Annotated in this window: 16 protein-coding genes and 2 pseudogenes; 12 read left to right on the forward strand and 6 right to left on the reverse strand. The window is 64.6% G+C overall.

Annotation, left to right across the window (positions count from 1 at the left end; genetic code table 11):
- The first annotated feature begins 11 nt into the window (after positions 1-11).
- The 3 genes from A2J01_RS03095 to A2J01_RS03105 all read left to right on the forward strand — a co-directional run bounded on the left by A2J01_RS03095 (position 12) and on the right by A2J01_RS03105 (position 1,811).
- Positions 12-257 carry a helix-turn-helix transcriptional regulator gene (locus A2J01_RS03095; RefSeq protein ID WP_007734566.1) on the forward strand — a complete coding sequence of 82 codons (246 nt, stop codon included), beginning with the start codon at positions 12-14 and terminating at the stop codon, positions 255-257.
- Positions 254-742, forward strand: a complete 489-nt coding sequence (locus A2J01_RS03100) for a hypothetical protein (RefSeq protein ID WP_047269556.1) — start codon at positions 254-256, stop codon at positions 740-742. Before A2J01_RS03095 ends, A2J01_RS03100 begins: the two co-directional genes overlap by 4 nt.
- Positions 743-827: 85 nt before the next feature.
- Positions 828-1,811: an LLM class F420-dependent oxidoreductase gene (locus A2J01_RS03105; protein WP_007734562.1), complete on the forward strand. Its 984-nt coding sequence runs from the start codon at positions 828-830 to the stop codon at positions 1,809-1,811.
- A 4-nt stretch (positions 1,812-1,815) separates the two neighbouring features.
- Here A2J01_RS03105 and A2J01_RS03110 read toward each other — a convergent pair whose 3' ends face one another.
- Positions 1,816-4,038, reverse strand: coding sequence for a VanW family protein (locus A2J01_RS03110; protein WP_064111903.1), 2,223 nt, complete (start codon positions 4,036-4,038; stop codon positions 1,816-1,818).
- Between the two features lie 294 nt (positions 4,039-4,332).
- A complete protein-coding gene (locus A2J01_RS03115) occupies positions 4,333-5,688 on the reverse strand; it encodes an acetyl-CoA C-acetyltransferase (protein ID WP_003945465.1) in 1,356 nt (451 codons plus the stop codon).
- Between the two features lie 130 nt (positions 5,689-5,818).
- Here A2J01_RS03115 and A2J01_RS03120 point away from each other — a divergent pair, with 130 nt between their 5' ends.
- Together A2J01_RS03120 and A2J01_RS03125 are read left to right on the forward strand one after the other, a co-directional pair.
- Complete coding sequence (locus tag A2J01_RS03120) at positions 5,819-7,165, forward strand: 3-oxoacyl-ACP reductase (protein WP_003945596.1); 1,347 nt, start codon at positions 5,819-5,821, stop codon at positions 7,163-7,165.
- Entirely contained in the window at positions 7,165-8,028 is an 864-nt protein-coding gene (locus A2J01_RS03125; protein ID WP_064111905.1) for a MaoC/PaaZ C-terminal domain-containing protein, read from the forward strand. The genes A2J01_RS03120 and A2J01_RS03125 overlap by 1 nt, the downstream gene beginning before the upstream one ends.
- Before the next feature lie 100 nt (positions 8,029-8,128).
- On the opposite strand, the gene A2J01_RS03130 is transcribed toward A2J01_RS03125, so the two are convergent.
- Both A2J01_RS03130 and A2J01_RS03135 read right to left on the reverse strand, forming a co-directional pair.
- Positions 8,129-8,728 (reverse strand): TetR/AcrR family transcriptional regulator, encoded by a 600-nt coding sequence (locus A2J01_RS03130; RefSeq protein ID WP_003945885.1) that lies wholly within the window; start codon positions 8,726-8,728, stop codon positions 8,129-8,131.
- Positions 8,729-8,800: 72 nt separating this feature from the next.
- Positions 8,801-9,979 (reverse strand): glycoside hydrolase family 3 N-terminal domain-containing protein, encoded by a 1,179-nt coding sequence (locus A2J01_RS03135; protein ID WP_064111906.1) that lies wholly within the window; start codon positions 9,977-9,979, stop codon positions 8,801-8,803.
- A gap of 101 nt (positions 9,980-10,080) precedes the next feature.
- On the opposite strand from A2J01_RS03135, the gene A2J01_RS03140 reads away from it, so the two are divergent.
- The 4 genes from A2J01_RS03140 (at position 10,081) to A2J01_RS37315 (ending at position 16,363) form a co-directional block, all read left to right on the forward strand.
- A complete protein-coding gene (locus tag A2J01_RS03140; protein WP_058039142.1) occupies positions 10,081-10,548 on the forward strand; it encodes a universal stress protein in 468 nt (155 codons plus the stop codon).
- Between the two features lie 45 nt (positions 10,549-10,593).
- A complete protein-coding gene (locus A2J01_RS03145; RefSeq protein ID WP_064111908.1) occupies positions 10,594-11,682 on the forward strand; it encodes an isochorismate synthase in 1,089 nt (362 codons plus the stop codon).
- 129 nt (positions 11,683-11,811) lie between these two features.
- On the forward strand, positions 11,812-11,985 hold the full coding sequence (locus A2J01_RS34910; protein ID WP_003945488.1) for a DUF2613 domain-containing protein: 174 nt from the start codon (positions 11,812-11,814) through the stop codon (positions 11,983-11,985).
- 43 nt (positions 11,986-12,028) lie between these two features.
- Positions 12,029-16,363: an alpha-(1->3)-arabinofuranosyltransferase gene (locus A2J01_RS37315; RefSeq protein ID WP_064111909.1), complete on the forward strand. Its 4,335-nt coding sequence runs from the start codon at positions 12,029-12,031 to the stop codon at positions 16,361-16,363.
- A gap of 23 nt (positions 16,364-16,386) precedes the next feature.
- Here A2J01_RS37315 and A2J01_RS34915 read toward each other — a convergent pair.
- Positions 16,387-17,436, reverse strand: a pseudogene (locus A2J01_RS34915) (acyltransferase family protein); the annotation flags it as partial.
- Positions 17,437-17,652: 216 nt separating this feature from the next.
- Here A2J01_RS34915 and A2J01_RS03165 point away from each other — a divergent pair.
- Together A2J01_RS03165 and A2J01_RS03170 are read left to right on the forward strand one after the other, a co-directional pair.
- Positions 17,653-18,786, forward strand: a complete 1,134-nt coding sequence (locus tag A2J01_RS03165) for a DUF3068 domain-containing protein (protein ID WP_007734539.1) — start codon at positions 17,653-17,655, stop codon at positions 18,784-18,786.
- 169 nt (positions 18,787-18,955) lie between these two features.
- Entirely contained in the window at positions 18,956-19,912 is a 957-nt protein-coding gene (locus tag A2J01_RS03170) for an ABC transporter substrate-binding protein (protein WP_064111911.1), read from the forward strand.
- Here the strand turns inward: A2J01_RS03170 and A2J01_RS03175 are convergent.
- Complete coding sequence (locus tag A2J01_RS03175) at positions 19,893-21,119, reverse strand: lipopolysaccharide biosynthesis protein (protein WP_064111913.1); 1,227 nt, start codon at positions 21,117-21,119, stop codon at positions 19,893-19,895. The genes A2J01_RS03170 and A2J01_RS03175 overlap by 20 nt on opposite strands.
- A gap of 33 nt (positions 21,120-21,152) precedes the next feature.
- Between A2J01_RS03175 and A2J01_RS03180 the strand changes: the two are divergent.
- Positions 21,153-21,451 (forward strand): annotated as a pseudogene (locus tag A2J01_RS03180) (hypothetical protein); the annotation flags it as partial.

A 21,451-nucleotide genomic window follows, 5' to 3' on the forward strand; every position in this document is an offset into this window, starting at 1 on the left:
TTACTTTTTGCATGACTGGAAAGGCCGGCGACAACAACGTGCGGGAGCACCGACGCCTCGCCGGCCTCACCCAGGCGCAACTGGCCACGGCAGGTCAGGTGAGTAGACAGAGCATCGTCTCCGTCGAACGCGGTGACTATGCACCGAGTGTCTACCTGGCACTTCGCCTGGCCCTGGCGCTGGGGACCACCGTCGAAGCGCTCTTCCCCTTACCCGAATCGGAACTCACCACAGAAATTCCAGAGGAGACGGCATGAGCACCATGATGAAGGCAATGCGGTTCGTCGGCGATCTGGACGACGACTTCTACAAGGACGAGCGTCAGCGCGACGTCTGGAACGAAGCCTCGGCGGTGGGACTCCAGAGTGTCTTCTGGGCAATATTCGTCAGCTCGGCGATTCTGCCCTGGGTCGCCGGCCGAACAGGGGCGTGGATCTCGCTCGCCCTGCTGATCGTTGCGTTGTTCGGCTCGTTGATCACGATCATCTATGCGAAGCGCCGCGATGTGGACGTGTACCTGCTGTCCACCTACGGCCGCCCTCGCGTGGTGATCAGCATCGCGCTGTACCTCGTCGCCGCAGTCGGCATCATGGCGCGTCTCAAATTCGATTCCTACGAAGAATCGTCTACCTGGGTCGGCGCTCTCGTCGGCGGAATTGTCGGTGGCGGCATCGCAATCGCGGCAGTCAAGCTTCACCAGCAGCGAGCCAAGCGACGCGAAGCGGCCGAAGAACTTCTCTGACTTCCGGAAGTCTGCCCAGCACAACGGAATCCATAGAGTTGGTAAAATCGTGCCAGGTCAACCGATCGCGAGTAACGTCGAAACGGTGAGCACTCGCCTCGGATACCAGATGCCCAACTTCAGCTACGGCGGTCCGGTCAAGGACCTCTTCCCCACCGTCATAGCGCAGGCCCGCGAAGCCGAAGCCGCAGGCTTCGACACTGCATTCGTGATGGATCACTTCTACCAACTCCCCGGAATCGGAGCGCCGGACGCCCCGATGCTCGAGGCCTACTCGGCGCTCTCCGCGCTGGCGACGGCCACCGAGACCATCCAGTTGTCTGCACTGGTCACGGGAAACACCTACCGCAATCCGCCCATGCTCGCCAAGACCGTCACCACCCTCGACGTGGTGAGCGGCGGTCGGGCCATCCTGGGCATCGGCGCCGGTTGGTTCGAACTCGAACACAATTCGTTCGGATACGAGTTCGGAACATTCACCGAGCGCTTCCAGAAACTCGACGAAGCACTGCAGATCATCGCGCCGATGCTCCGCGGTGATCGCCCCACCTTCGACGGCAAGTGGTACCACGTCAAGGACGCCATCAACGAGCCTCGTGTCCGCGACGACCTGCCGATCCTGCTCGGCGGTGGCGGTGAGAAAAAGACGTTCGGCCTCGCCGCTCGCTTCGCGGATCACCTCAACATCATCTGCGACCCGTCGGAACTGCCGCGCAAGATGGAAGCACTTGCGGCACGCTGCGACGAAGCCGGTCGCGATCCCGCAACCCTCGAGACCAGCTTCCTCACGTTCATGATGATCGACGAGGACGGCGACAAGGCTCGCGCCCATCAGCGAACGTTTCTCGCGGAGCGTGGCCTCGACATCACCACGGCGCCGGAAGACGTGGTCGCCAAGGCCACCGAACGCCATTTCGTCGGCAGCCCGGACGACGTCGCCGAGCAGGTTCAGACGCGCATCCTCGACCACGGCATCGACGGCGTCGTGATCAACCTGATCACCAACGGCGAAGAGCCAGGCATCGTCGACCTCGCGGGCCGCACCCTCGGCCCACTCGTCGGCAAGTAGTTCCCTACTCGCACTTCACGATCGGCACCGGGTCGTACTTGACGGTCCGGGTGTTCGAGGAAATCTCGGCGCCACTCGCGTGGTCGGTGATCACGCGAGTGTCGCTGACCGTGAACCCGGGCGCACCGCTCGAAGCCACACAGCCAGGCCCCTCCGGCAAGGTCACGGTGTTCGGCGACGTCGGCGACGTCCGCGGGCCGGTCGTCGACGTGACATCGACAGTTTTGGTTCCCCAGATCCGAACGGTGATGTTCGACGACGTCGCAATCGTCTCGATCATCACGCCGGTCTTCGCCGGATTACGGAACTGCAGGTCGATCGCACCATCGAAGATGGTCGCCTCACGAGCCTCGGGGTACCGCGAGATGTAGTAACTGTGCTCGGTGTGCGCGACGTCCTCCATACCTGCGAAATACGTCGCGTTGTAGAGCGTCGGCGCGAGCTGGCTGATACCGCCGCCGACAGCCTTGTCCGGGCGACCGTTGTTGATGATCCCCGACTCGATGTATCCCTGCGCCGCACCGCGCGGGCCCGTGTACTCGTTGAGCGAGAACGTGTCACCGGGCTTGATCACGGCCCCGTCGATCTCCGACGCGGCCAGGCCGATGTTCACACCAGACGCGTATTCGAAACCACCGGTAGTGAATTCGCCGATCACCTCGTTGATGCCGAGGGCCTCCGCGGCTTCGGTGGTCAACGCCGGCGGGACCGGTCCGTACACGGCGGGCGTTGCCCGAGAAGCCGTGCTGCCCAACAGAACCGGAAGTTCCTTGACCGTGTCCGGCCAGTTGATCAGATCACCGACGACACCGGGCACAACCGACGGTTTGCCACCGGCGAAGGTGAACGACGCGTCCTTGGGTTGTACTTCCGTCGACGCCAACTGCGGAGTCAGAATCTTGATCGCAGCATCCGTGTTGTACTGCGGAGTCAGCCCACCCGAGCCGTCGGGTGTGAAGGTCAGAACCTCGCCGATCTGATCGACGCCGAGTGTCGCGACCTTGCCGTCACGGCCGTTGACCACTACGTCACCCGAGACAGCTGGAATAGCGATCTCCTGCAGCGCACGATCGACACCGGCCTGAGTGACCGTCACCGGAACCTCGTCGACCGGAAGATCGACGACGCCACCATCGGACCATTCAGCGGCGAAGGTCGAACCCGCCTGCTGCGTTTCGAGCGCCTGACCGGCAGCGGGCGAAACACCAGTCGCCTTCCCGTTCTCGAACACGACTGCACCTTCGACGGGCGCACGATCGCTGTTCGCCGCGAGCTGCGCCATCGACGCATCCAACGCACCCTGGTCGATTGCCGACACCACGGGCACCTCGCGGGAGCCGAAGAACGACGTGATACGGGTGATCGGGTTGATGGGCTGAGCGTTCACGCCCGACAGCGTCGCCGACCAGTCGACGTCCACACCCGCAGACGCGGGAACGATCTCGGAGTCGACGCCGCCTGCATGTACCGCTACCGGTTCGACGAGCCTCGGGCCGAGTTGGGCGCGCAGCGTGGCTTCCGCGTCGGCGGGCGTGAGATCACCGATGTCCACCCCGGCGACCTGAGTGCCGCGTGGTGTCTTCCCGGACGAGGTGAAGATGTCCACTCCGTAGGCAATCGCTGCGACGGCAAAGATGGCGCCGACTGCTATCGCCGGTTTGACCCACTTGCGGGAAGACTGCGAAGCGGGCGCCACCGGTTGTTGCGGCGCCGGGGGTGCAACTACCTCTGGTTCTCGGACAACAGGCTCGTACTGCTGCTGGATGGGTTCGAGTTGCTGGGTGTCGTACTGCTGCACGAACTCGGGACGCGGCGGCTTCGGGGGAACCACCACTGCCGGGGGCTCGAACTGCTCTGTCTGCTCGTCGATGGCTTCTGTCGCCGGAGCCGAGTTGACTACTTCCGTCGGCGGTGCGTCCTCCGCTGGGACGACAGGGATGACGGTGGTGACCTCGTTTGCCGATTCGTCGACTGTCGCTTCCGTGGAATCGCTTGCTTCTTCGTCGACAGGCCTTGGTGCTTCGGCTGGTTCCGGTTCTACTGATTCAGCCTCGACAACGGCCTCAGTGTCCTCAGGGGCCTCGGGTTCCTCGACCGACTGGGGTTCCTCGACCGACTCGGTCTCTTCGACCGCCTGAGGTTCCTCGACCGACTCGAGTTCCTGTTCCGGGAGGGACGAGTCCTCGCTGTTCGTCTTCTCGACGGACGGACCCTCTTCGTCACTCACCTGTTGGCTCCTCGCTGCATCAACCGTCGCTGCGGCGCTCACCGACAACTCAATACAGGATATCCGGACATACGAGAGCCCCGCGCTGCTGCCAGGTCGGGGGTCAGGCAGCAACACGGGGCTGTCATGAATATCGGTAGCTATTCTGCAGCGTTACACGCCTGCGCGAAAAAGTTTGCAAAGAGTTCGGGGATCCGGCCACCCCTCGTGGCCGGATCCCCGATTACGCATCCCCTCGCGACGATCACTGCAGGTGAGCGCAGTTTTCAGTCGCATGGGGAGATTGTGGAGCGGTTACCGCTCGATGATCGCCGTGACACCCTGGCCACCGGCCGCACAGATCGAGATCAGGCCGCGGCCCGAACCCTTCTCCGCGAGCATCTTTGCGAGGGAAGCCACAATACGTCCGCCGGTTGCCGCGAACGGGTGACCTGCAGCCAAGGACGATCCGTTGACATTGAGCTTGCTTCGGTCGATCGATCCCAATGCGCCGTCGAGGCCGAGGCGTTCCTTGCAGTACTCGTCCGACTCGAAGGCCTGCAGGGTTGCCAGAACCACCGAAGCGAAGGCTTCGTGGATCTCGTAGTAATCGAAGTCCTGCAAGGTCAGACCGTTGCGGGCCAGCAAACGCGGGATCGCGTACGTGGGAGCCATGAGCAACCCGTCTTTGCCGTGGACGTAGTCGACGGCAGCGGTTTCGGAATCGACGAGGTGCGCCAGAACCGGAAGATTGCGCTCGGCTGCCCACTCGTCGGTGGAGAGGAGCACTGCAGAAGCGCCGTCGGTGAGCGGCGTCGAGTTGCCTGCCGTCATCGTCGCGTCGCCGAGCTTGGTACCGAAGACGGGCTTGAGCGTCGACAGCTTCTCGACGGTCGAACCGGGACGGAGGTTGTCGTCGCGGGTCAGGCCGAGGAACGGGGTGACGAGGTCGTCGAAGAAACCGCGGTCGTAGGCAGCTGCCATGTTCTTGTGGCTGGCAGCGGCAAGTTCGTCCTGGTCCTCGCGCTTGATGCCGAATTCCTTGGCGGTGATCGCAGCGTGGTCACCCATCGACTTGCCGGTGCGAGGCTCGCCGTTGCGCGGAATTTCCAGGCCGAGCATGCCCGCACGGACGTTGCCGAGCAGCTTGATGCGGTCGCCCGTGGACTTCGCGCGATTGAGGGAGAGCAGGAACTCGCGCGCCTGATCGTTGACGCCGATCGGGGCGTCGGACGTGGTGTCCGTGCCGCCGCCGATGCCCGAATCGATGCGGCCGGCCGAAATGGCGTCGCCGACGGCGATGATCGACTGCAGTCCCGTGCCACACGCCTGCTGAAGGTCGTACGCCGACGTGTACGGGCTCAGCGCGCTGCCGAGAACGGACTCGCGAATGAGATTGAAATCACGGCTGTGCTTGAGCACCGCACCGCCGACGACCATGCCGAGCTTCTCGCCCTGCAGATTGAATCGGCTCACCAGACCGTCGAGCGTCGCAGTGAACATGTCCTGGTTGGACGCCTGTGCGTACGCCTTGTCCGAGCGTGCGAACGGAATGCGATTTCCGCCGACGATCGCAACCGGACGGCGCTGACCTGCAGAATTTGCAGCGGCTGCGGCCGGTGCAGTGCGCGGTGCGGCGGGCTTTGCATTTGAACGGGCTTTGCTTGTCACTTGCGTCTCCAAGGATGGTGCGATTACCTGTTGAAGACTATTCTTACTCAGTAGTAAGTTACTTGTCTATCGCCGCATTCTTTCGATTGCCCGGTGAGAGACAACCCGAAACACAACAGAAGGTAGGACCGTGGCAGCCAGCAAGGGAGCTCCCGACCTCTATTCACAGTTCCTCTCGTCCGCCCCCGGCGCATTCATCGCGTCGAAGGCCGGCCTGCCCAGGCCCGAGAACCTGCGTCGATACAAAGCAGGAGAACCCGCACTCGCCGGACCTGTCCTCATCGGCGGCAAGGGTCGACTCGCAGAACCACTTCGCGTACTGCTCTCCGACTACCCGGCGGCTCAGGCACACGACAGCAGCTTCGGTGGACTCGTGTTCGACGCCACCGGAATCACTCAGGTCAGCGAGCTCGAGCAGCTGTTCGAGTTCTTCCAGCCCGTGATCCGCAACCTCGCACCGTCGGCTCGCGTCGTCGTTCTCGGCACGACGCCGGAAGAAACGTCGAGCGTCGACGAGCATGTCGCGCAGCGCGCTCTGGAAGGCTTCACCCGCAGCGTCGGCAAGGAGATCAAGCGCGGCTCCACCGCTCAGCTGGTCTACGTCTCCCCCAAGGCATCCACCGGACTCTCCGGCGTGGAATCGACTCTGCGCTTTCTCCTTTCGGCAAAGTCCGCCTTCGTCGACGGCCAGGTCATCGTCGTCGGCGCTGAAGATTCCGTCGCGCCCGCAAGCTGGGACAAGCCGCTCGAAGGCAAGGTTGCCGTCGTCACCGGCGCAGCCCGCGGTATCGGCGCCACCATCGCCGAGGTCCTGGCCCGCGACGGCGCGCACGTCGTCTGCGCTGACATCCCGGCCGCCGGCGAAGCGCTGTCCGAGACCGCGAACAAGGTCGGCGGCACGTCCCTCGCCCTCGACGTCACGGCAGCCGACGCAGCCGAGGTCCTCGCAGCTCACCTCCTCGAGCGTCACGGTGGAGCGGACATCATCGTCCACAACGCCGGCATCACCCGCGACAAGACCCTCGCCAACATGGACGAGGGCCGCTGGAACATGGTCATGAACGTCAATCTTCTTGCACCGCAGAAGATCACCGAGCACCTCGTCGAGAAGGGCGCCCTCAAGGAAGGCGGCCGCGTCGTCGACGTCTCCTCCATCGCCGGCATCGCGGGCAACCGCGGCCAGACCAACTACGGCACCTCCAAGGCCGGCGTCATCGGTCTCGTACACGCCGAAGCTCCCGTCCTGGCGAAGAAGAACATCACCATCAACGCCGTCGCACCGGGCTTCATCGAGACCGCCATGACCGCAGCCATCCCCTTCGCCACCCGCGAAGCCGGCCGCCGCATGAGCTCGCTCCTGCAGGGCGGCGAGACCGTCGACGTCGCCGAGACCGTCGCATACTTCGCCAGCCCGGCCTCCAATGCCGTTACGGGACAGGTCGTTCGCGTCTGCGGCCAGAGCCTCCTGGGCGCATGATGGCAACAAAGACCGTCGCGCTCACCGAGCAGCCGAAGACCCTCGACATCTACTCCCGCGCGGTACTGGGATTGTTGCCGTGGAACAAGTCCAACTCGCGCTCGGTGCCACAGCAGACCTTCACCCTCACCGGACTGAAGGTCGACACCGACAATCTGGCGGCGTACTGCCGCGTGACCGGACTGCGGTTCGGCGACACTCTGCCGATCACGTACCCCTTCACCTTGGCCTTCCCGACCGTGATGAAGCTGATGGTGTCGAAGGACTTCCCCTTCGCCGCCGTCGGCTCCGTTCACGCCGAGAACGTCATCGAATCACTGCGGCCCATCTCCGTCAGCGAACCGCTGGACCTCTCGGTGCATGCCGAGAACCTGCGTGAGCACCGCAAGGGCCTGCTGATCGACGTGATCACCGAAATTCGGGTGGGACGGGAACTGGTCTGGCGACAGACCTCGAGCTTCCTGAACCAGCAGAAGCCCTCCCTGTCCGGCCAGCCCGGTCCGGAGCCCAAGGCCGACGAGGTCCCGCCGATGCCGATGAGCACCATCCGCGTCGACCAGACCACGATCAGCAAGTACGCCGCTGTCTCCGGCGACCGCAATCCGATTCACGTCTCGTCTCTGGGCGCGAAGGCTTTCGGTTTCCCGAAGACCATTGCTCACGGAATGTGGAGTGCCGCGGCAGTTCTGCGGACCGTCGAGGGGTCCGTCGCGGACAAGGTCACCTACAGCGTGCGTTTCGGGAAGCCGATTCTGCTACCGGCGACGCTGAATGCCTACGCTGATCGCACCGACGACGGCTGGGATCTGTCACTGCGCCACCCGAAGAAGGGTTACCCGCACGTCACTGCGACGCTGCGCTGACCTGAGTTTTGTCGGGTTCCCACCCGCCCCAATTGAGCGAACGTACCTTTCGGCGCCTTGGATGCGCTGAAAGGTACGTTCGCTCAGATTGGTTTGAGAGCTATTCGGACTTCTTCTTGCCCGACAGACCGCGCCACGCGAGGGATTCGAGTAGATCCGCTGCGGCATCCACTTCGATTTCCCCACCCGCAACCCGGTCCGCTACCGCCTCACCGGCGCCGACGAGCGCGATGGCAATGATCCCGTAATCGTGCGCGGCATCAGGATCCTTGGTGCTGGACTCGAGCAGATGCGCGGTCAACTCGATCAACCGATCGCGACTGGACTGCACGGTGCCCGCAAAAGCCTGCTGCCCGACTGCCTGACGGTAGAGCACCATCCACGACTTGCGGTTTGCGCCCACGAACCCGAGGAAGCCCTCGAGAGCGGCGCGCAATTGTTCACGCGGAGTCAGGTTCGGCGCGCCCGCCGGGGCGAGCGCTTCGAGGAAGCGGAGCCCTTCACGATGAATGCACGCCGCGAACAACTCTTCCTTCGAGCCGTAGTACAGGTACAGCATCGGCTTCGAGATCTCGGCCTTGGCTGCGATGGTGTCCATCGAAGTTTCGTGAAACCCCCTGTCGGAGAACACGTCCACAGCCGCGTCGAGCATCTGCTGCTCACGCACTGCGCGTGGCAGTCGCTTGGTACCGCCGGCCATGCTTCCTCCAACCACAGGGTAAATGTCGATCTTACTCTACGGTAAGATTGTGCGTCGAATCCTGACTTCGACTCAGCAGGTCACGGCACCTTTGGCAGCGGCAACTGTGACCACAGCCTGATCGACCCGCGTCTGCGGGAGCTCACCCGACGCGACGGCCTGCTCGAGATGATCGAGAACCCGCGGAACGTCGTCGGTGGTCAGCCACAATGCCTGATCGACTCCAGCCACCAGCGCAGCCTGAACCGCGTCGGCAATATCGTATCGGTCGGTGATCGCCTGCATGCCGCTGAGGTCGTCGGTGAACACCGGGCCGGTGAACGGCGCTGCGCCGTAACCCACTCCGTCGCGAAGCAACGCAACGGCTGCGGGGCTGATACTGGCAGGGGTACCGGGCTCGGTCAGACCGGGAACCTCGAGGTGACCCATCATGACGCCGACCCCGGTCCCCGACAGTTCACGGAAGGGAATCAGGTCCGATGCGATCAGATCCTGTAGCGGCGGCGTGGTCACCTCACCGCGGTGCGAGTCACCCGACGCGCTGCCGTGCCCCGGAAAGTGCTTGATCACCGGGAAGATTCCGGCGTCGCGCATCCCCTGCGCGTACGCACCGGCGTAGGCAACCACGGTCTGGGGGTCGTCGGAGTACGAGCGGTCCCCGATCACGGAGTCGTCGGGTTGGCTGCTGACGTCGACGTCGGGGGCGTAGTTGACGGTGATCCCGAGATCCTTCAAACCGCGTCCACGCTCGAGTGCCATCTGGTACGTCTGTTCCACTGTCATGGTCTGCGCCGTTTCCCTGGCCGACGGATCGGGCCCGAGGATGTCCGCGACGCGCGAAACCCGTCCACCTTCTTCGTCGATCGTCACCATCAACGGCAACTTCGACGCCGAAGCAACCTGCGGCACTTCACGATTGGTGAGCATCGACTGATCGGTCCAACTTCCGACGAAGATGCCGCCGATCTCCTCGTTCTGGACTATCGACAATGCGTCGTCGGTCCCGGTGACGCCGACGTTGAGCAGCTGGGCAAGTTTCTGACGCAGGGACAGCGAAGCCAGAAGGTCGCTACCGCACGATGCGGCGACGGGTGCGGAGCTCGATGCCGCAGGCGTCGACGTGATATCGGTGCTGGTGCTGGTCGGGGCGCTCGAAACCGGATCGGCGGTCCCGTTTTCGCCCGAGCATCCCGCAACCAACCCTCCGCACAATGCAATGGTCGTTGCAGCCTTCAGAAACTTGATCCGCATACCTCGACCGTAACGGACCCGGTACCCATACACTCCCTCACGGGCACATCGGGACGGTAGCCTGGAAGAGAACCGATTCCCCCGCTGACGAGGAGGTCGTGATGCCACAAGGTCTGATGCTCATCGCGTACGACGGTTCCGACAACGCCAAGCGTGCAGTCGACTATGCGGGGCGTTTCCTCTCCGCCAATCGTGCTGTTCTCGTCACTGCCTGGGAGCCCATGGTTCGCCAGGCCGCTCGCATGTCCGGCCTGTCCGGGGTGATGCAACCGGAGTGGGTTCCCGACGACGACGTCGAGGACATCGCGTACACCGACGCCAAAGTCACCCTCGCCGAGGGCGTCGCACTGGCCGAGGCCGCAGGCCTGACCGTCGAAGGTAGAAGCGCCGAGTGCCGATCCGCGATCTGGTCTGCAATCGTCGAAACCGCAGACGAATTGGACGTCGACATCATCGTGACCGGCACCCGCGGCACCACGGGTTTGCGGTCGCTACTGCAGAGCAGCGTCGCGGATCATGTTCTGCGTCACAGTCATCGGCCGGTGTTGATCGTCCCTCCGGGGAAGTGACCTTCGCGCATTCCTGATCCGTGGCCGACTAGTGTCGAAAGCACCATGGACGGTTTTGTTCTCTCGCGCCCCGATCACAGCGTGGTCACCCGCGGCGTACAACGCAGCTTCGACAGCTCCGACGCGGCCACCCACGCTCTGTCGGCAGGTACGACAAAGCTGATCGTCGGAGCGCTCCCCTTCGACCCGGCTGCCGCAACGGCGTTGTACGAACCTGCCGAGGCGACGATCGCGTCGCGGCCGTGGCAACCGCGCGATCCCCAGGCCCTGCCCACGACCCGGGTTGACCGGGAGATCCCGTCGTCGTCGGAGCATCTTCGTCGAGTGGAAAAGTTGATCGGACGCCTCCGCAGTGGAGAGATCGACAAGGTTGTCGCGGCTCGCACTGTGGAACTTCGCACGCAGACCCCGATCTCCCCAACCGCGCTCGCCGCACGCATGGCGGCGCTCAATCCCGTCGCCAACACCTTTGCCGTCGACCTCTCTGCTGCGGGAGCCGAATTCGAGGGCCACAGCCTGATCGGCGCGACGCCCGAAGTATTGGTCAGTCGACGCGGGCGCGTCGTGACGTGTCGCCCGTTGGCCGGGACCACCAAGCGATCCGCCGACGCCGATCAAGACCGCGAGGCAGGCGAAAGCCTTCTGCATTCGACGAAGAATCTGGCCGAGCACGCCTTCGTGACGTCGTGGATCCGCGAGGTCCTGCAACCGATGTGCAGTGATCTGTCGGTGCCGCCAAGTCCCGAACTGACCAATACTCACGAGGTCTGGCACTTGGCCAGCCCGATCCGCGGCACACTGCGAAACGACACTACTGCGCTCGACCTCGCCATCGCGCTGCATCCGACGCCCGCGCTGTGCGGAACACCCACTGACGCGGCACTGAAAGTCATCCGCGAGACCGAGGAGCCGCGCCGTTTCTACGGCGGCGCCGTGGGATGGTGCGACGAGGCCGGTGACGGCGATTGGGTGGTTGCCATCCGCTGCGCCGAGATCAGTGCAGACGGCCGCAACGCCTGGGCCAGCGCGGGTGGTGGAATTGTCGCCGAATCGGATCCGCAGGACGAACTCGACGAGACGTCCACGAAACTGCGCACTCTGTTGACCGCGCTTGGCGCCGAAACCCTCGACTGACCAGCACGTCACGAGGGTAATCGTCCGGATTCTCGAGTGCGGGTGATACCTTGACCCGAGCAGTTCGTACGGGCCGGTAAGTCCGTCCGACCGCGAACGACCGACTAACGACCAATTGGGAGATCCGCGATGACGAAGTTCCTTGTCCCCGGTGTGGCCAGCGCTGTCATCGGTGCCGTTCTGGGTGCCGGCGTCATCTTCGGTGTCACGGCCGCCGCGTCGGACAACACTCGTCCCGAGATCGACCGCAGCGGAAACGCAGATTCTTCCGTGCTGAACCAGGTTGAGTACGGCAGCCGCTGAGAGCGCAGGCCTCGCGAGTTCCCGTTCTTCCGCCGACGCAGCGGTGTCTTCGGTAGACACCGCCCCGTCGGCAGAGCCCCTGTCGAAGCGGTGGCTGTTCGGCGCCTCCGTCGTAGCGTTTCTTCTCACTTTTCTGCAATCGCCGGGTCTGATCACCGCTGACACCAAGTACGACCTGACGCAGAATCCGTTCGGTTTTCTCGAACGCGCCTCGCATCAGTGGAGTAGTCAGGCCCCGCTCGGCCAGGTTCAAAACCAGGCCTACGGATATTTCTTTCCGCACGGGCCGTTCTTCGCGCTCGGCGAGTTGGCGAACGTTCCGCCGTGGGTCACCCAGCGCATCTGGTGGGCGCTGCTTCTGATCGCAGGTTTCTGGGGCATCATCCGAGTTGCCGAGGCTCTCGGCATCGGCAGCCGTAGTTCGCGCGTGATCGCAGCGGTTGCCTTTGTTCTTTCTCCCCGCGTGCTGACCACGCTCGGTTCGATTTCCTCGGAAACCCTTCCGATGATGTTGGCGCCGTGGGTGTTGTTGCCGGTGGTTTTGGCCTTCGGCCCTGTGCGTGGAAAAGGAGTCCCTGGACTCCCTGACCACTCACGGGGGTTGAGGCGGTTGGCCGCACAATCCGCACTTGCCGTCGCACTCATGGGTTCGATCAACGCCGTCGCCACCGCCGCGGCCTGCCTGGTCGCGATCATCTGGTGGCTCTCGCACAAACCCAACCGAACATGGCTGACGTTCACCGCGTGGTGGGCGCTGTTCGTCGCTCTCGGCACCCTCTGGTGGATCGTGCCGCTACTTCTGCTCGGCAAGATCAGCCCACCGTTTCTCGACTACATCGAGTCCGCCGGTGTCACCACTCAGTGGGCATCGCTCGCCGAGATACTTCGCGGCACGGACAGTTGGACCCCGTTCGTCTCCCCCGAACGCATTGCCGGCGCCGTCCTGGTCACCCAACCCGCAGCAGTCGTCGCCACCGGCCTGGTTGCCGCCGCCGGCCTCGCCGGGCTCTGCATGCGGTCCATGCCTGCTCGCGGCCGGCTGACGCTCATCCTGTTCGTCGGTATCACCGGCCTGGCCGCGGGTTACGTGGGTGAACTCAGCTCGCCGGTGTCGGAGTCGGTGCGCCTGTTCCTCGACTCGGCAGGCGCGCCGCTGCGCAACGTCCACAAGCTCGAGCCGTTGGTCCGTCTGCCGCTGGTGCTCGGACTCGCACACCTGCTGGCCAAAGTGCCACTGCCGGGATCGGTTCCACTCCCCCGATGGCGCCGCTCGTTCGCCCATCCCGAGCGCGAACCGATGGTCGCACTGACCAGCCTGATCCTCGTTGCCCTCACCCTCTCGACCGCCTTGGCCTGGACGGGAAAGCTCGCTCCCCGCGGTGCCTATCCGGACGTCCCCTCGTACTGGAACGAGGCGGCGCAGTGGCTCGAGGACAACACCTCCCCCGGATCGGAAGCCGAACGTGCCCTGGTCGTCCCGGGAGCGCCCTTCGGCAGCCAGGTGTGGGGTCTGACGCGTGACGAACCGCTTCAGGCGTTGGCGAGTACGCCGTGGGCAGTACGTGACTCGGTCCCGCTGACCCCTCCCGGCGCCATCCGAGCGCTCGATTCGGTGCAACGTCTCATCGCCGACGGACGTCCGTCGGACGGCCTCGCACAGACCTTGCTGGGGCAGGGCATCCACTACCTGGTGATGCGCAACGACCTCGACGGCGAAACGTCGCGCTCGGCCAGGCCGATTCTCGTGCACCAGGCGGTCGAAGGCTCGCCGGGGATCAAGCGAGTCGCCCACTTCGGTGAAGACGACAGCCCCGAACCGATCGAAGGGCTGGTCACGGACAGCGATCTGCGGCCCGGTTACCCAGCCATCGAGATCTTCGAGGTCACCCCGCCCGACGGCACCCCGGCGGTCAGCGGCCCGTACTCCGTCGACCTGAACCAGGTTCCGCGTGTACAAGGTGGGCCGGAATCGTCTGTGCGACTTCACGAAAGCGGGCTGGTTCCGGGGACCGGGCCGATGATTCTTGCCGCCGACGCCGAAGCTGCGGGACTGCCCGTCGATTCTGTCACCGTCACCGACACACCGCGCGATCGGGAAACCGATTTCGGTCAGGTCGACAACCACAGTTCCGCCCTGCGCACCCCCGACGACGCTCGTCGTACCTACAATCTGGTGCCCGACTACCCGGTTGCGAACACGCCTCTCGTGGAAGGCCGTTGGAGCGGAGCTTCGATCACCGTCTCCAGCGCCGCCTCGGATGCCACCCAGCTGGGCGGCACTTCACCGTCGAGCAGTCCCGCGTCGACGGTCGACGGCGATCCCGCCACCGGCTGGTTCAGCAACGGCATCGAGCGAGCCCTGGGCCAGTGGTTGCAGATCGACTTCGACACACCGATTTCCAGCGGGTTGCTTCATCTGACCACCAGTGCCGCGGCAATCGGTGCTCCCGTCAAATGGCTCGAGGTCTCGACACCGAACGGCAGCACAGCGGTGAAGGTGGAGCGTCCCGGTGAGCCCATCACCGTCTCGATCCCGGGCGGCACCACTCCGTGGGTACGCATCACAGCGACTCACACCGAAAACGGATCGCCTGGAACACAGTTCGGCATCAGCGAACTCTCCGTCGAAGACTTCTCCGATCGCAGCGCACCGAAGACCGTACCGATCCGTTTCGACACGGTCCTGCCGAATACGCCGACGGGCGCATCCGTGAACGCCTGGAATCTGAGCCAGGAGTTCCCCGGTCGCAACGCGTGCGCGGACTCGACCGACCGCGTGCGGTGCAGCAATGCATTCATGGCGATACCCGAAGAGCCGAGCCGTTTCCAACGCACACTCACGGTGCCCGAAAATACAGTCGTTGCACCGACACTGACCGTCCGGGCGCGTCAGGGCAACGCCCTCGAAGATCTGCTTGCCGTCCCAGGCCGAATCACGGCTTCGGGTTCGAGCGACATCGGCGACACACGCGGATCTGCCTTCGCTGCCACCGACGGCGACGCACGCACCACGTGGTCGGCGCCGCAGAGCACCACAGAACCGGGCGGCCCGAAACCGACGCTGACTCTCAATCTTCCCGAGCCCACCCTGGTCACCGGCCTGGACATCACCCGGGGACTCGGCACCCTGCCGTCGCTGCCGACCAGCGTCGCGGTGAATCTCGGCAACGGGCCGCAGGTGCGAGAGCTGCCCGAACCCTCGGACGACACGCCTCGAACCAGTCGAATTACCCTCTCCCCCTTCGTCACCGACAAGATCGTCCTGAGCATCACCGATTGGGAACCGGTCCTCGATCAGACGGCGCTCGGCTTCGCCCAGGCGCAGCCCACCGGCCTCGCCGAGGTCGGCGTCATCGGTGCCGACGGAACCCCGATCGCCGGTTCGGGAGTGCAGGGCTCGGACTCATTCGACAACCGCACCGTCACCGTCACCTGTGGCGACGGCCCGACCATTTCGGTTGCCGGACAGCAATTCCCCACCTCGATCACGGCGACGGCGACGCAACTTCGGACCGGCGCACCCGTCGAGGCACGTGTGTGCGGTCTGGACGCTTCGGCGACTTTGCCGGCGGGACAGCCTGAAGTGGTCGTCGAACCAGGCCCCGCATTCTCGGTCGACAATCTCGACCTGGCGACGGTCGGTCCTTCAGCCGCGCAGCGGAATACACCGCTCGAATCGACCGCGTGGACGGCGAATCACCGCGAACTCACCGTCACGAACTCGTCCGCCGATCAGCTGATCGTCAATCCCGAGAGCACCAGCATCGGTTGGATCGCCACGGCGCCGGACGGTTCCGAGCTGACGCCGGTGGTCGTGAACGGTTGGCAGCAGGGCTGGATCGTGCCGGCAGGCACCGCGGGAACCGTCACCATCGACTTCCCCAGCGACCGTTGGTACCGCCTCGGCATCTTCGGCGGGCTCGTGTTGCTGATCCCGCTGCTGTTCGCGGCTCTTGTCCCCACTCGCCGAGAGCCCAAGCCCCTCACACCACCCCGACCGTGGCGCAGCGTCGCGGCAGGATGGGTGGGCGTACTCGCGGCGGCCACCGTCATCGGCGGCGGAGTGGGAGCGGCGATCGCAGTTGTGTGCTCGATCCTCGGACTTGCCGCGCTGCGAATCTTCGGCCCGGCGCGGACCGCACGCATTCTCGTCGGCACCGCCGGCGTGGCCGCGATGATCGGCATCACGCTGCTCTCGACCGGACCGTGGCGGGCACCGGGCGGCTACGTGGGCGACTCGTTCGCGATTCAGTTCTCGATGTTGGTGGCCTTGGTCGTGACCGGGTTGGCCGCGTTGCCCTTTGCCGGTTCACCGATGTGGCGACGCTTCTCCCAGCGCGTCACCGCGACGCGCGCCGGTTCCTCCACCAAGGCGTAACTGGCCGAGGCCACAGCGACGCTCAGGACGACCGTCAGGGCCAGGACGTAGAAGAAGCTGCCCGAGAACGGAACTATGCCGAACACGGGGAACACAGCGTTCAATACGGCCAGGTGCCAGATGAACAGGCCGTAGGACCAGCGTCCGATTGCCAGCGCCAGCGGGCTCGCCAGGAATCGATGCTGCGATTGATCGCGCAGAACCAGTGGAGCGATCAACGAGAAGCTGATGATCGCACCGAGTGCAATCTTGATCGCGTACTGCCACGGCTCAGGCCGCACCAGACCTTCGGGCCCGGCCAGATCAGTGCACGAGAGAACGAAGGCGATAAAGGCAATGAGGGTCAGGAGCACCCGCCGGTGCGCGAGGCGATGCATCCACGTCGACGGGCCCACGGCCAGCTCGGCCAGCACCATGCCGGCGCCGAACCACGGCAGGTAGCCCGGCAGCCAGTTGTCGTGGTGAATGGCGTCCGGAGTCGGGATCGGAATGAAAGCCCACGTCAGCGCCAACACCGACACCCCGAGCAGAAGCGGGAGCCGGAACCGGGCCGAGTTTCCGCGTAGTCGCACCATCAGATACGCGAACAGCGGTAGCAGAACATAGAACGCAACCTCGACCGACAGGCTCCACATCTGCGTGAGGCCCTCGGTGAGTGTCAACGGCACGAAGACCTGCGCCAACCCGAGATTCGCCAGCCACACTTGGTAGCCCCCGCCGGCTCCGGGCAGGAACAGCAGGATCAGCACCACCGCCACCCAGTACGCCGGCAGGATTCGCGTCGCGCGGGAGATCCAGTACCGGACGGTCGACTGCGGCTGCCCGATTCCGCGGGCCTTTGCCGCGTGGGGGCGCCACAGGAGAAATCCGGACAAGGCAAAGAACACCGCTACGGCGAGATCGAGTCGACCGAACGCGCGCCCGATCGCGCCGGACTGCGCTTCACCGGTTTGGAACGCGACATGGGTGACGAGGACACCGAGCGCCGCCAATCCACGCATACCGTCCAAAGCCGGAACGAAGCCCCGAGCCTGTGGCGGGACCGTCTGAGGGGAATTCGTGGAACTGATCATCACGGATAAGTGTGCACCCCAGGCCGATTGAGGGAAACCACCAGGGACTCACAACAAAATGCCTGGCCAATTCATGCCCTCATGCGACAAACCGGGCCGGTGGACTGTTAGTGTTCTGCCACACATGGTGTCCATCGGGGGCCCCATGCGATCTGCGCAGCTCATATTGTGCCGGTTGGGGAACCTCGAAAGACTTAACGGGTTAGGAGTCACAGCATGGCGGAACGCTCAGGGCCGAGCCGGATACTTCCTTGCATTCTGGTGGGCCTCGGTGCCTTCCTTTTGGCCATCGCCATCCTCATTCCTACCTACACGGTAGGCAAGCTGGAGAAGACGCCACTCGACCTCGAGGTGACCACTGTCGCCACAGGCACCGGTAGCGTCCTCAACTCGGCGGCCCTCCTCGGCGGAAAGGCACAGGTCGACACCAACGTGCCGATCGTCGCTCAGCGCTACGTCACCACGCAGGACCCGTCCGACGCCGACATCATCACCGTCGAAGCCGGCCAGACCGTCCGTCGTACCGACAAGCAGGGTGACACCGGACTGCTGACCGCAACCCTGGACCGCGTCACGCTCGATCGCGTCAGCTCGATGCCGACCAACGATCCGGTCGGAACCGTCCAGACGTCCAGCGACCAGCCCGCCGAAGAAGTTTCCCGCGACGGTCTGCAGTACAAGTTCCCGTTCAACACGGAACAGAAGAGCTACCCCTACTTCGACCTGAACGCTCGCGCCACGAAGGACATCGACTTCGTCGAAGAGACCGAGATCAACGGTCTGAAGGTGTACCACTTCCAGCAGACGATCGATCCCGTCGACCTGTCGAAGGTCGTCAACTCCCCCACCAACAAGCTGAGCCTGCCCGCCGACACCTGGGGCGTTCCCGGTGGCGCTACTCCGATCACGATGACGCGTTGGTACACCAACGTCCGTGACCTGTGGGTCGAGCCCAAGACCGGCGTCGTCGTCAAGGGCCAGGAGCAGTTGCACCAGTACTACGGACGCAACAAGGACTCGGTCGACGTCGAGGTTCTCAAGGTCACGCTGCCCTTCGACGAAGCAACCATCGAGTACCAGGTCCAGCAGGCACGTGACGGCATGGACAAGCTCTCGCTGTTCGGCCGCACAGTCCCGATCGTGGCAGGTGTGCTCGGCGTCATCGCGCTGATCGCCGGTATCTTCCTCGGCATTCGCGGCGGCAAGGGCGGAACTCCGGCCCGCGCTGCACACGGCGGAACGAACCAGAATCCCAGCGGCCAGGGCTCGCCCGAGCCGGCTCCGGGTGAGCACGACTGGACCTCGGACGACACTCAGGTGATTCCGCGTCCGGATCTGCGCAAGGACTGATTCAGACAGTAAGCAGAGCGCCCCTTCCACACGGAAGGGGCGCTCTGCTGCGTTTCGGGGCTTTGTTGCCGGATCGGCGTACGGATTGGCGCAACGCGTCGTTCTCTCCGCGTGGTTGCGGGCTTAGCGTTTTCTGGAAGTCCAGACCACCCCGAACACGAGGAGCCACATGCCCGCATCAACAGTTCTGGGTTCGCACATCTGTGTCAGCGATCTGACGCGACGGAGATTTGTTGTCGGCACGGCTGCATTCTCCGGGCTGTTCGCCGCCGGTTGCGCGAGGTCCGCCGGTACCGAGGGCGATTCGGCCGGGATGCGCACGGTCACGACCTCGCTCGGAACCTACGACATTCCGGTGACACCGAAACGCGTCGTCGCCATCGACTCCCGACTCGACCTCGAACCAGCCGTTGCGATGGGCCTGCCGGTCATCGCGTACAGCTTCGACGCCGCCGAGCCGTGGGTTCCGGCCGATCCCACGGCACAGGTGTTCGAGGCACCGGTCAACGTCGAGGCAATTCTCGCGCTGGAACCGGACCTGATCATCTGCACCGACATCGGTGAGGCCTCCGACATGTGGCCGCTACAGCAGTTGAGCCAGACAGCGCCTGTGCTTCCGATGGACTTCACGCGCCCGTGGCGCGAGAACATCGATCAGCTGGCGAGTTGGCTGAATCGCACCGAGAACCCCGACGTCCGTCAGGTCATCGGAGCGTACGAGGACAATGCAGCCGGATTGAAGGAACGCCACGCCCCGAGCTTGGCGAGCAAGCAGATCGTGCTGCTGAACTACGTGAATCAGAAGGTCAACGGCGTCAACCGCAAGGGCATCTCCACACAGGTGGCCGAAGACCTCGGCGTCCAGCTCCAGTGGCCGGTCGAGGGACAGAAGGAGATCTCTACCGAAAACCTCGTGACTGCCCTCGACTCGGCCGACGGAATGATCGTCACCACCCCGCCCGGCGTGGATCCCGTCAGCGACGACCGCGCGATGTGGAACCGTATCCGCGCAGTACAAGGCGACAACGTCGTCTACACGGGTGGGAACATCAACTACGGATCCGTCTACACCGCGATGCGTACGCTCGACTACTTCGACGATTTGTTCACGCGTCTGGAGAACTGACGCCGGTGTGAGGTGCCGGCCGGGCGCGGTCGGCACTTCGCACTGCGGCGACGGACACCGCCAACGCCGTCGTCGACGCAACCACCACGGCGACGCCGATCAACTCTCCCGGCGTCTTCGCCCACACCAGCATCACCGTCGCCTCCACGGCCAGTCCTGCCCACGCCAGAACGGCCACTCGTGTGCGTTCTGACGCGATTGCGGACAGCAAAGCACCCTGGAGTACCGCCAGCGCTGCACCGTGCAGGGCGAAGGCCCACAGCATCGGAGCCACGGCGGCGTACGCGTCGCCCACGAGCATCGGCACCAGCGGGCCGGCAACCGCGGCCCCCAGAACCAGGACGGCGCCGATACCGACGAGCACCGCCAACGCCGAGCGAACCGCCTGCGCCGAGTGCGCCGGGTTCGCCATCTTCGGGTACAGCACGACGCCCACTGCCTGTGGCAGCCAGAACGCCACCTTCGTCGCGACGGCGCCGAGTGCGTAGACACCGGCGTCGTATTCGCTGAGAACGACACGGACGATCAGCAGGTCCAGCGAAGACAACGCGATCAGCGCGAGCTGAACCTGAGACGCCGCGAGCACGGAGACGACGCCGATACGCACCGGACGGTCCTCGCTCACCGAGACGGTTCGGTCGACCACTCGAACTATCGCCACCAGCAACGCAGTTCCGGCCGCGCCCGCGACCAATGCCGCGCCTGCTCCGCCGCCGAAAGCCAGAACGATCACTGCCGGAAGGACTTTCATCACCCCGGCCCCTGCCAGTACGGCGCTGAGAGTGCCGAATCGACCGTGTCCTTGCAACAACCCCTGCTCCGTGGCCAGCAGAACCAACATGGGCGCAGTCACCAATGCCGAGAACGACGCCACGATTCCGGTGTCGAGCAGCCACGCCATCGCCGGAGTGAGCGCCACCGCGAGGACGGCGACGATCGCGGTGCATCGATACCCCAACGACCGCAACGCATCTGTGCTCTTGCCACGCACCGCCTCGCGGGCGACCCCCGTCTGCAACGCCAAAGCCGGAACCGCAAGTACCAACTGGGCGGCAAGCAGACTCGCGAACTCGCCGTAGCCGACCGGACCCAACCATCGGCTGGCCAACCATGCCAACAGGTACGACGCGACATTGGCCGTCATCGATCCCACCAAAACCATGCCGACCCCGGCCGCGGCGGCGCGATCGAGTGGTTGGCGAGGCATGGCAGTAATGATGCACCACGTATCGTGCGCGTCATGACAGTGCAAGCCGGATACCGCCGTTACCTGCCTGCGGCGTACAGCCTGGCGCTGGCACTGTTGATCCTCGGACCGCTGCTCGGCCCCGGCTACCTCCTGCTGCGCGACGCCGTCAGCACGCCGCGCTCGTACCTGACCGACTCCGCCCTCGGACTCACCGACGCCGCGGCCCGCGCCGTTCCCCAGGACGCACTGATCGCAGCGTTGAGCACCGTGATCGACGGCGGACTGGTGGTCAAGTTCATCCTGCTCGTGGCGCTCTGGCTCGCCGGTTGGGGTGCGGCGCGCATGGTCGC

The sequence above is a fragment of the Rhodococcus sp. EPR-134 genome, from assembly GCF_001647205.1.
In the GTDB taxonomy this organism is placed as follows: Bacteria; Actinomycetota; Actinomycetes; order Mycobacteriales; family Mycobacteriaceae; genus Rhodococcus_F; species Rhodococcus_F qingshengii.

Bases quoted from the DNA above. Each gene is read 5' to 3' on its own strand.
- A2J01_RS03145 (WP_064111908.1), top strand. From the start codon at position 10,594: ATGGACGGTTTTGTTCTCTCGCGCCCCGATCACAGCGTGGTCACCCGC.
- A2J01_RS03130 (WP_003945885.1), bottom strand. From the start codon at position 8,728: ATGGCCGGCGGTACCAAGCGACTGCCACGCGCAGTGCGTGAGCAGCAG.
- A2J01_RS03165 (WP_007734539.1), top strand. From the start codon at position 17,653: ATGGCGGAACGCTCAGGGCCGAGCCGGATACTTCCTTGCATTCTGGTG.
- A2J01_RS03175 (WP_064111913.1), bottom strand. From the start codon at position 21,119: ATGCCTCGCCAACCACTCGATCGCGCCGCCGCGGCCGGGGTCGGCATG.
- A2J01_RS03100 (WP_047269556.1), top strand. From the start codon at position 254: ATGAGCACCATGATGAAGGCAATGCGGTTCGTCGGCGATCTGGACGAC.
- A2J01_RS03140 (WP_058039142.1), top strand. From the start codon at position 10,081: ATGCCACAAGGTCTGATGCTCATCGCGTACGACGGTTCCGACAACGCC.
- A2J01_RS03170 (WP_064111911.1), top strand. From the start codon at position 18,956: ATGCCCGCATCAACAGTTCTGGGTTCGCACATCTGTGTCAGCGATCTG.
- A2J01_RS03125 (WP_064111905.1), top strand. From the start codon at position 7,165: ATGGCAACAAAGACCGTCGCGCTCACCGAGCAGCCGAAGACCCTCGAC.
- A2J01_RS34910 (WP_003945488.1), top strand. From the start codon at position 11,812: ATGACGAAGTTCCTTGTCCCCGGTGTGGCCAGCGCTGTCATCGGTGCC.
- A2J01_RS03095 (WP_007734566.1), top strand. From the start codon at position 12: ATGACTGGAAAGGCCGGCGACAACAACGTGCGGGAGCACCGACGCCTC.
- A2J01_RS03135 (WP_064111906.1), bottom strand. From the start codon at position 9,979: ATGCGGATCAAGTTTCTGAAGGCTGCAACGACCATTGCATTGTGCGGA.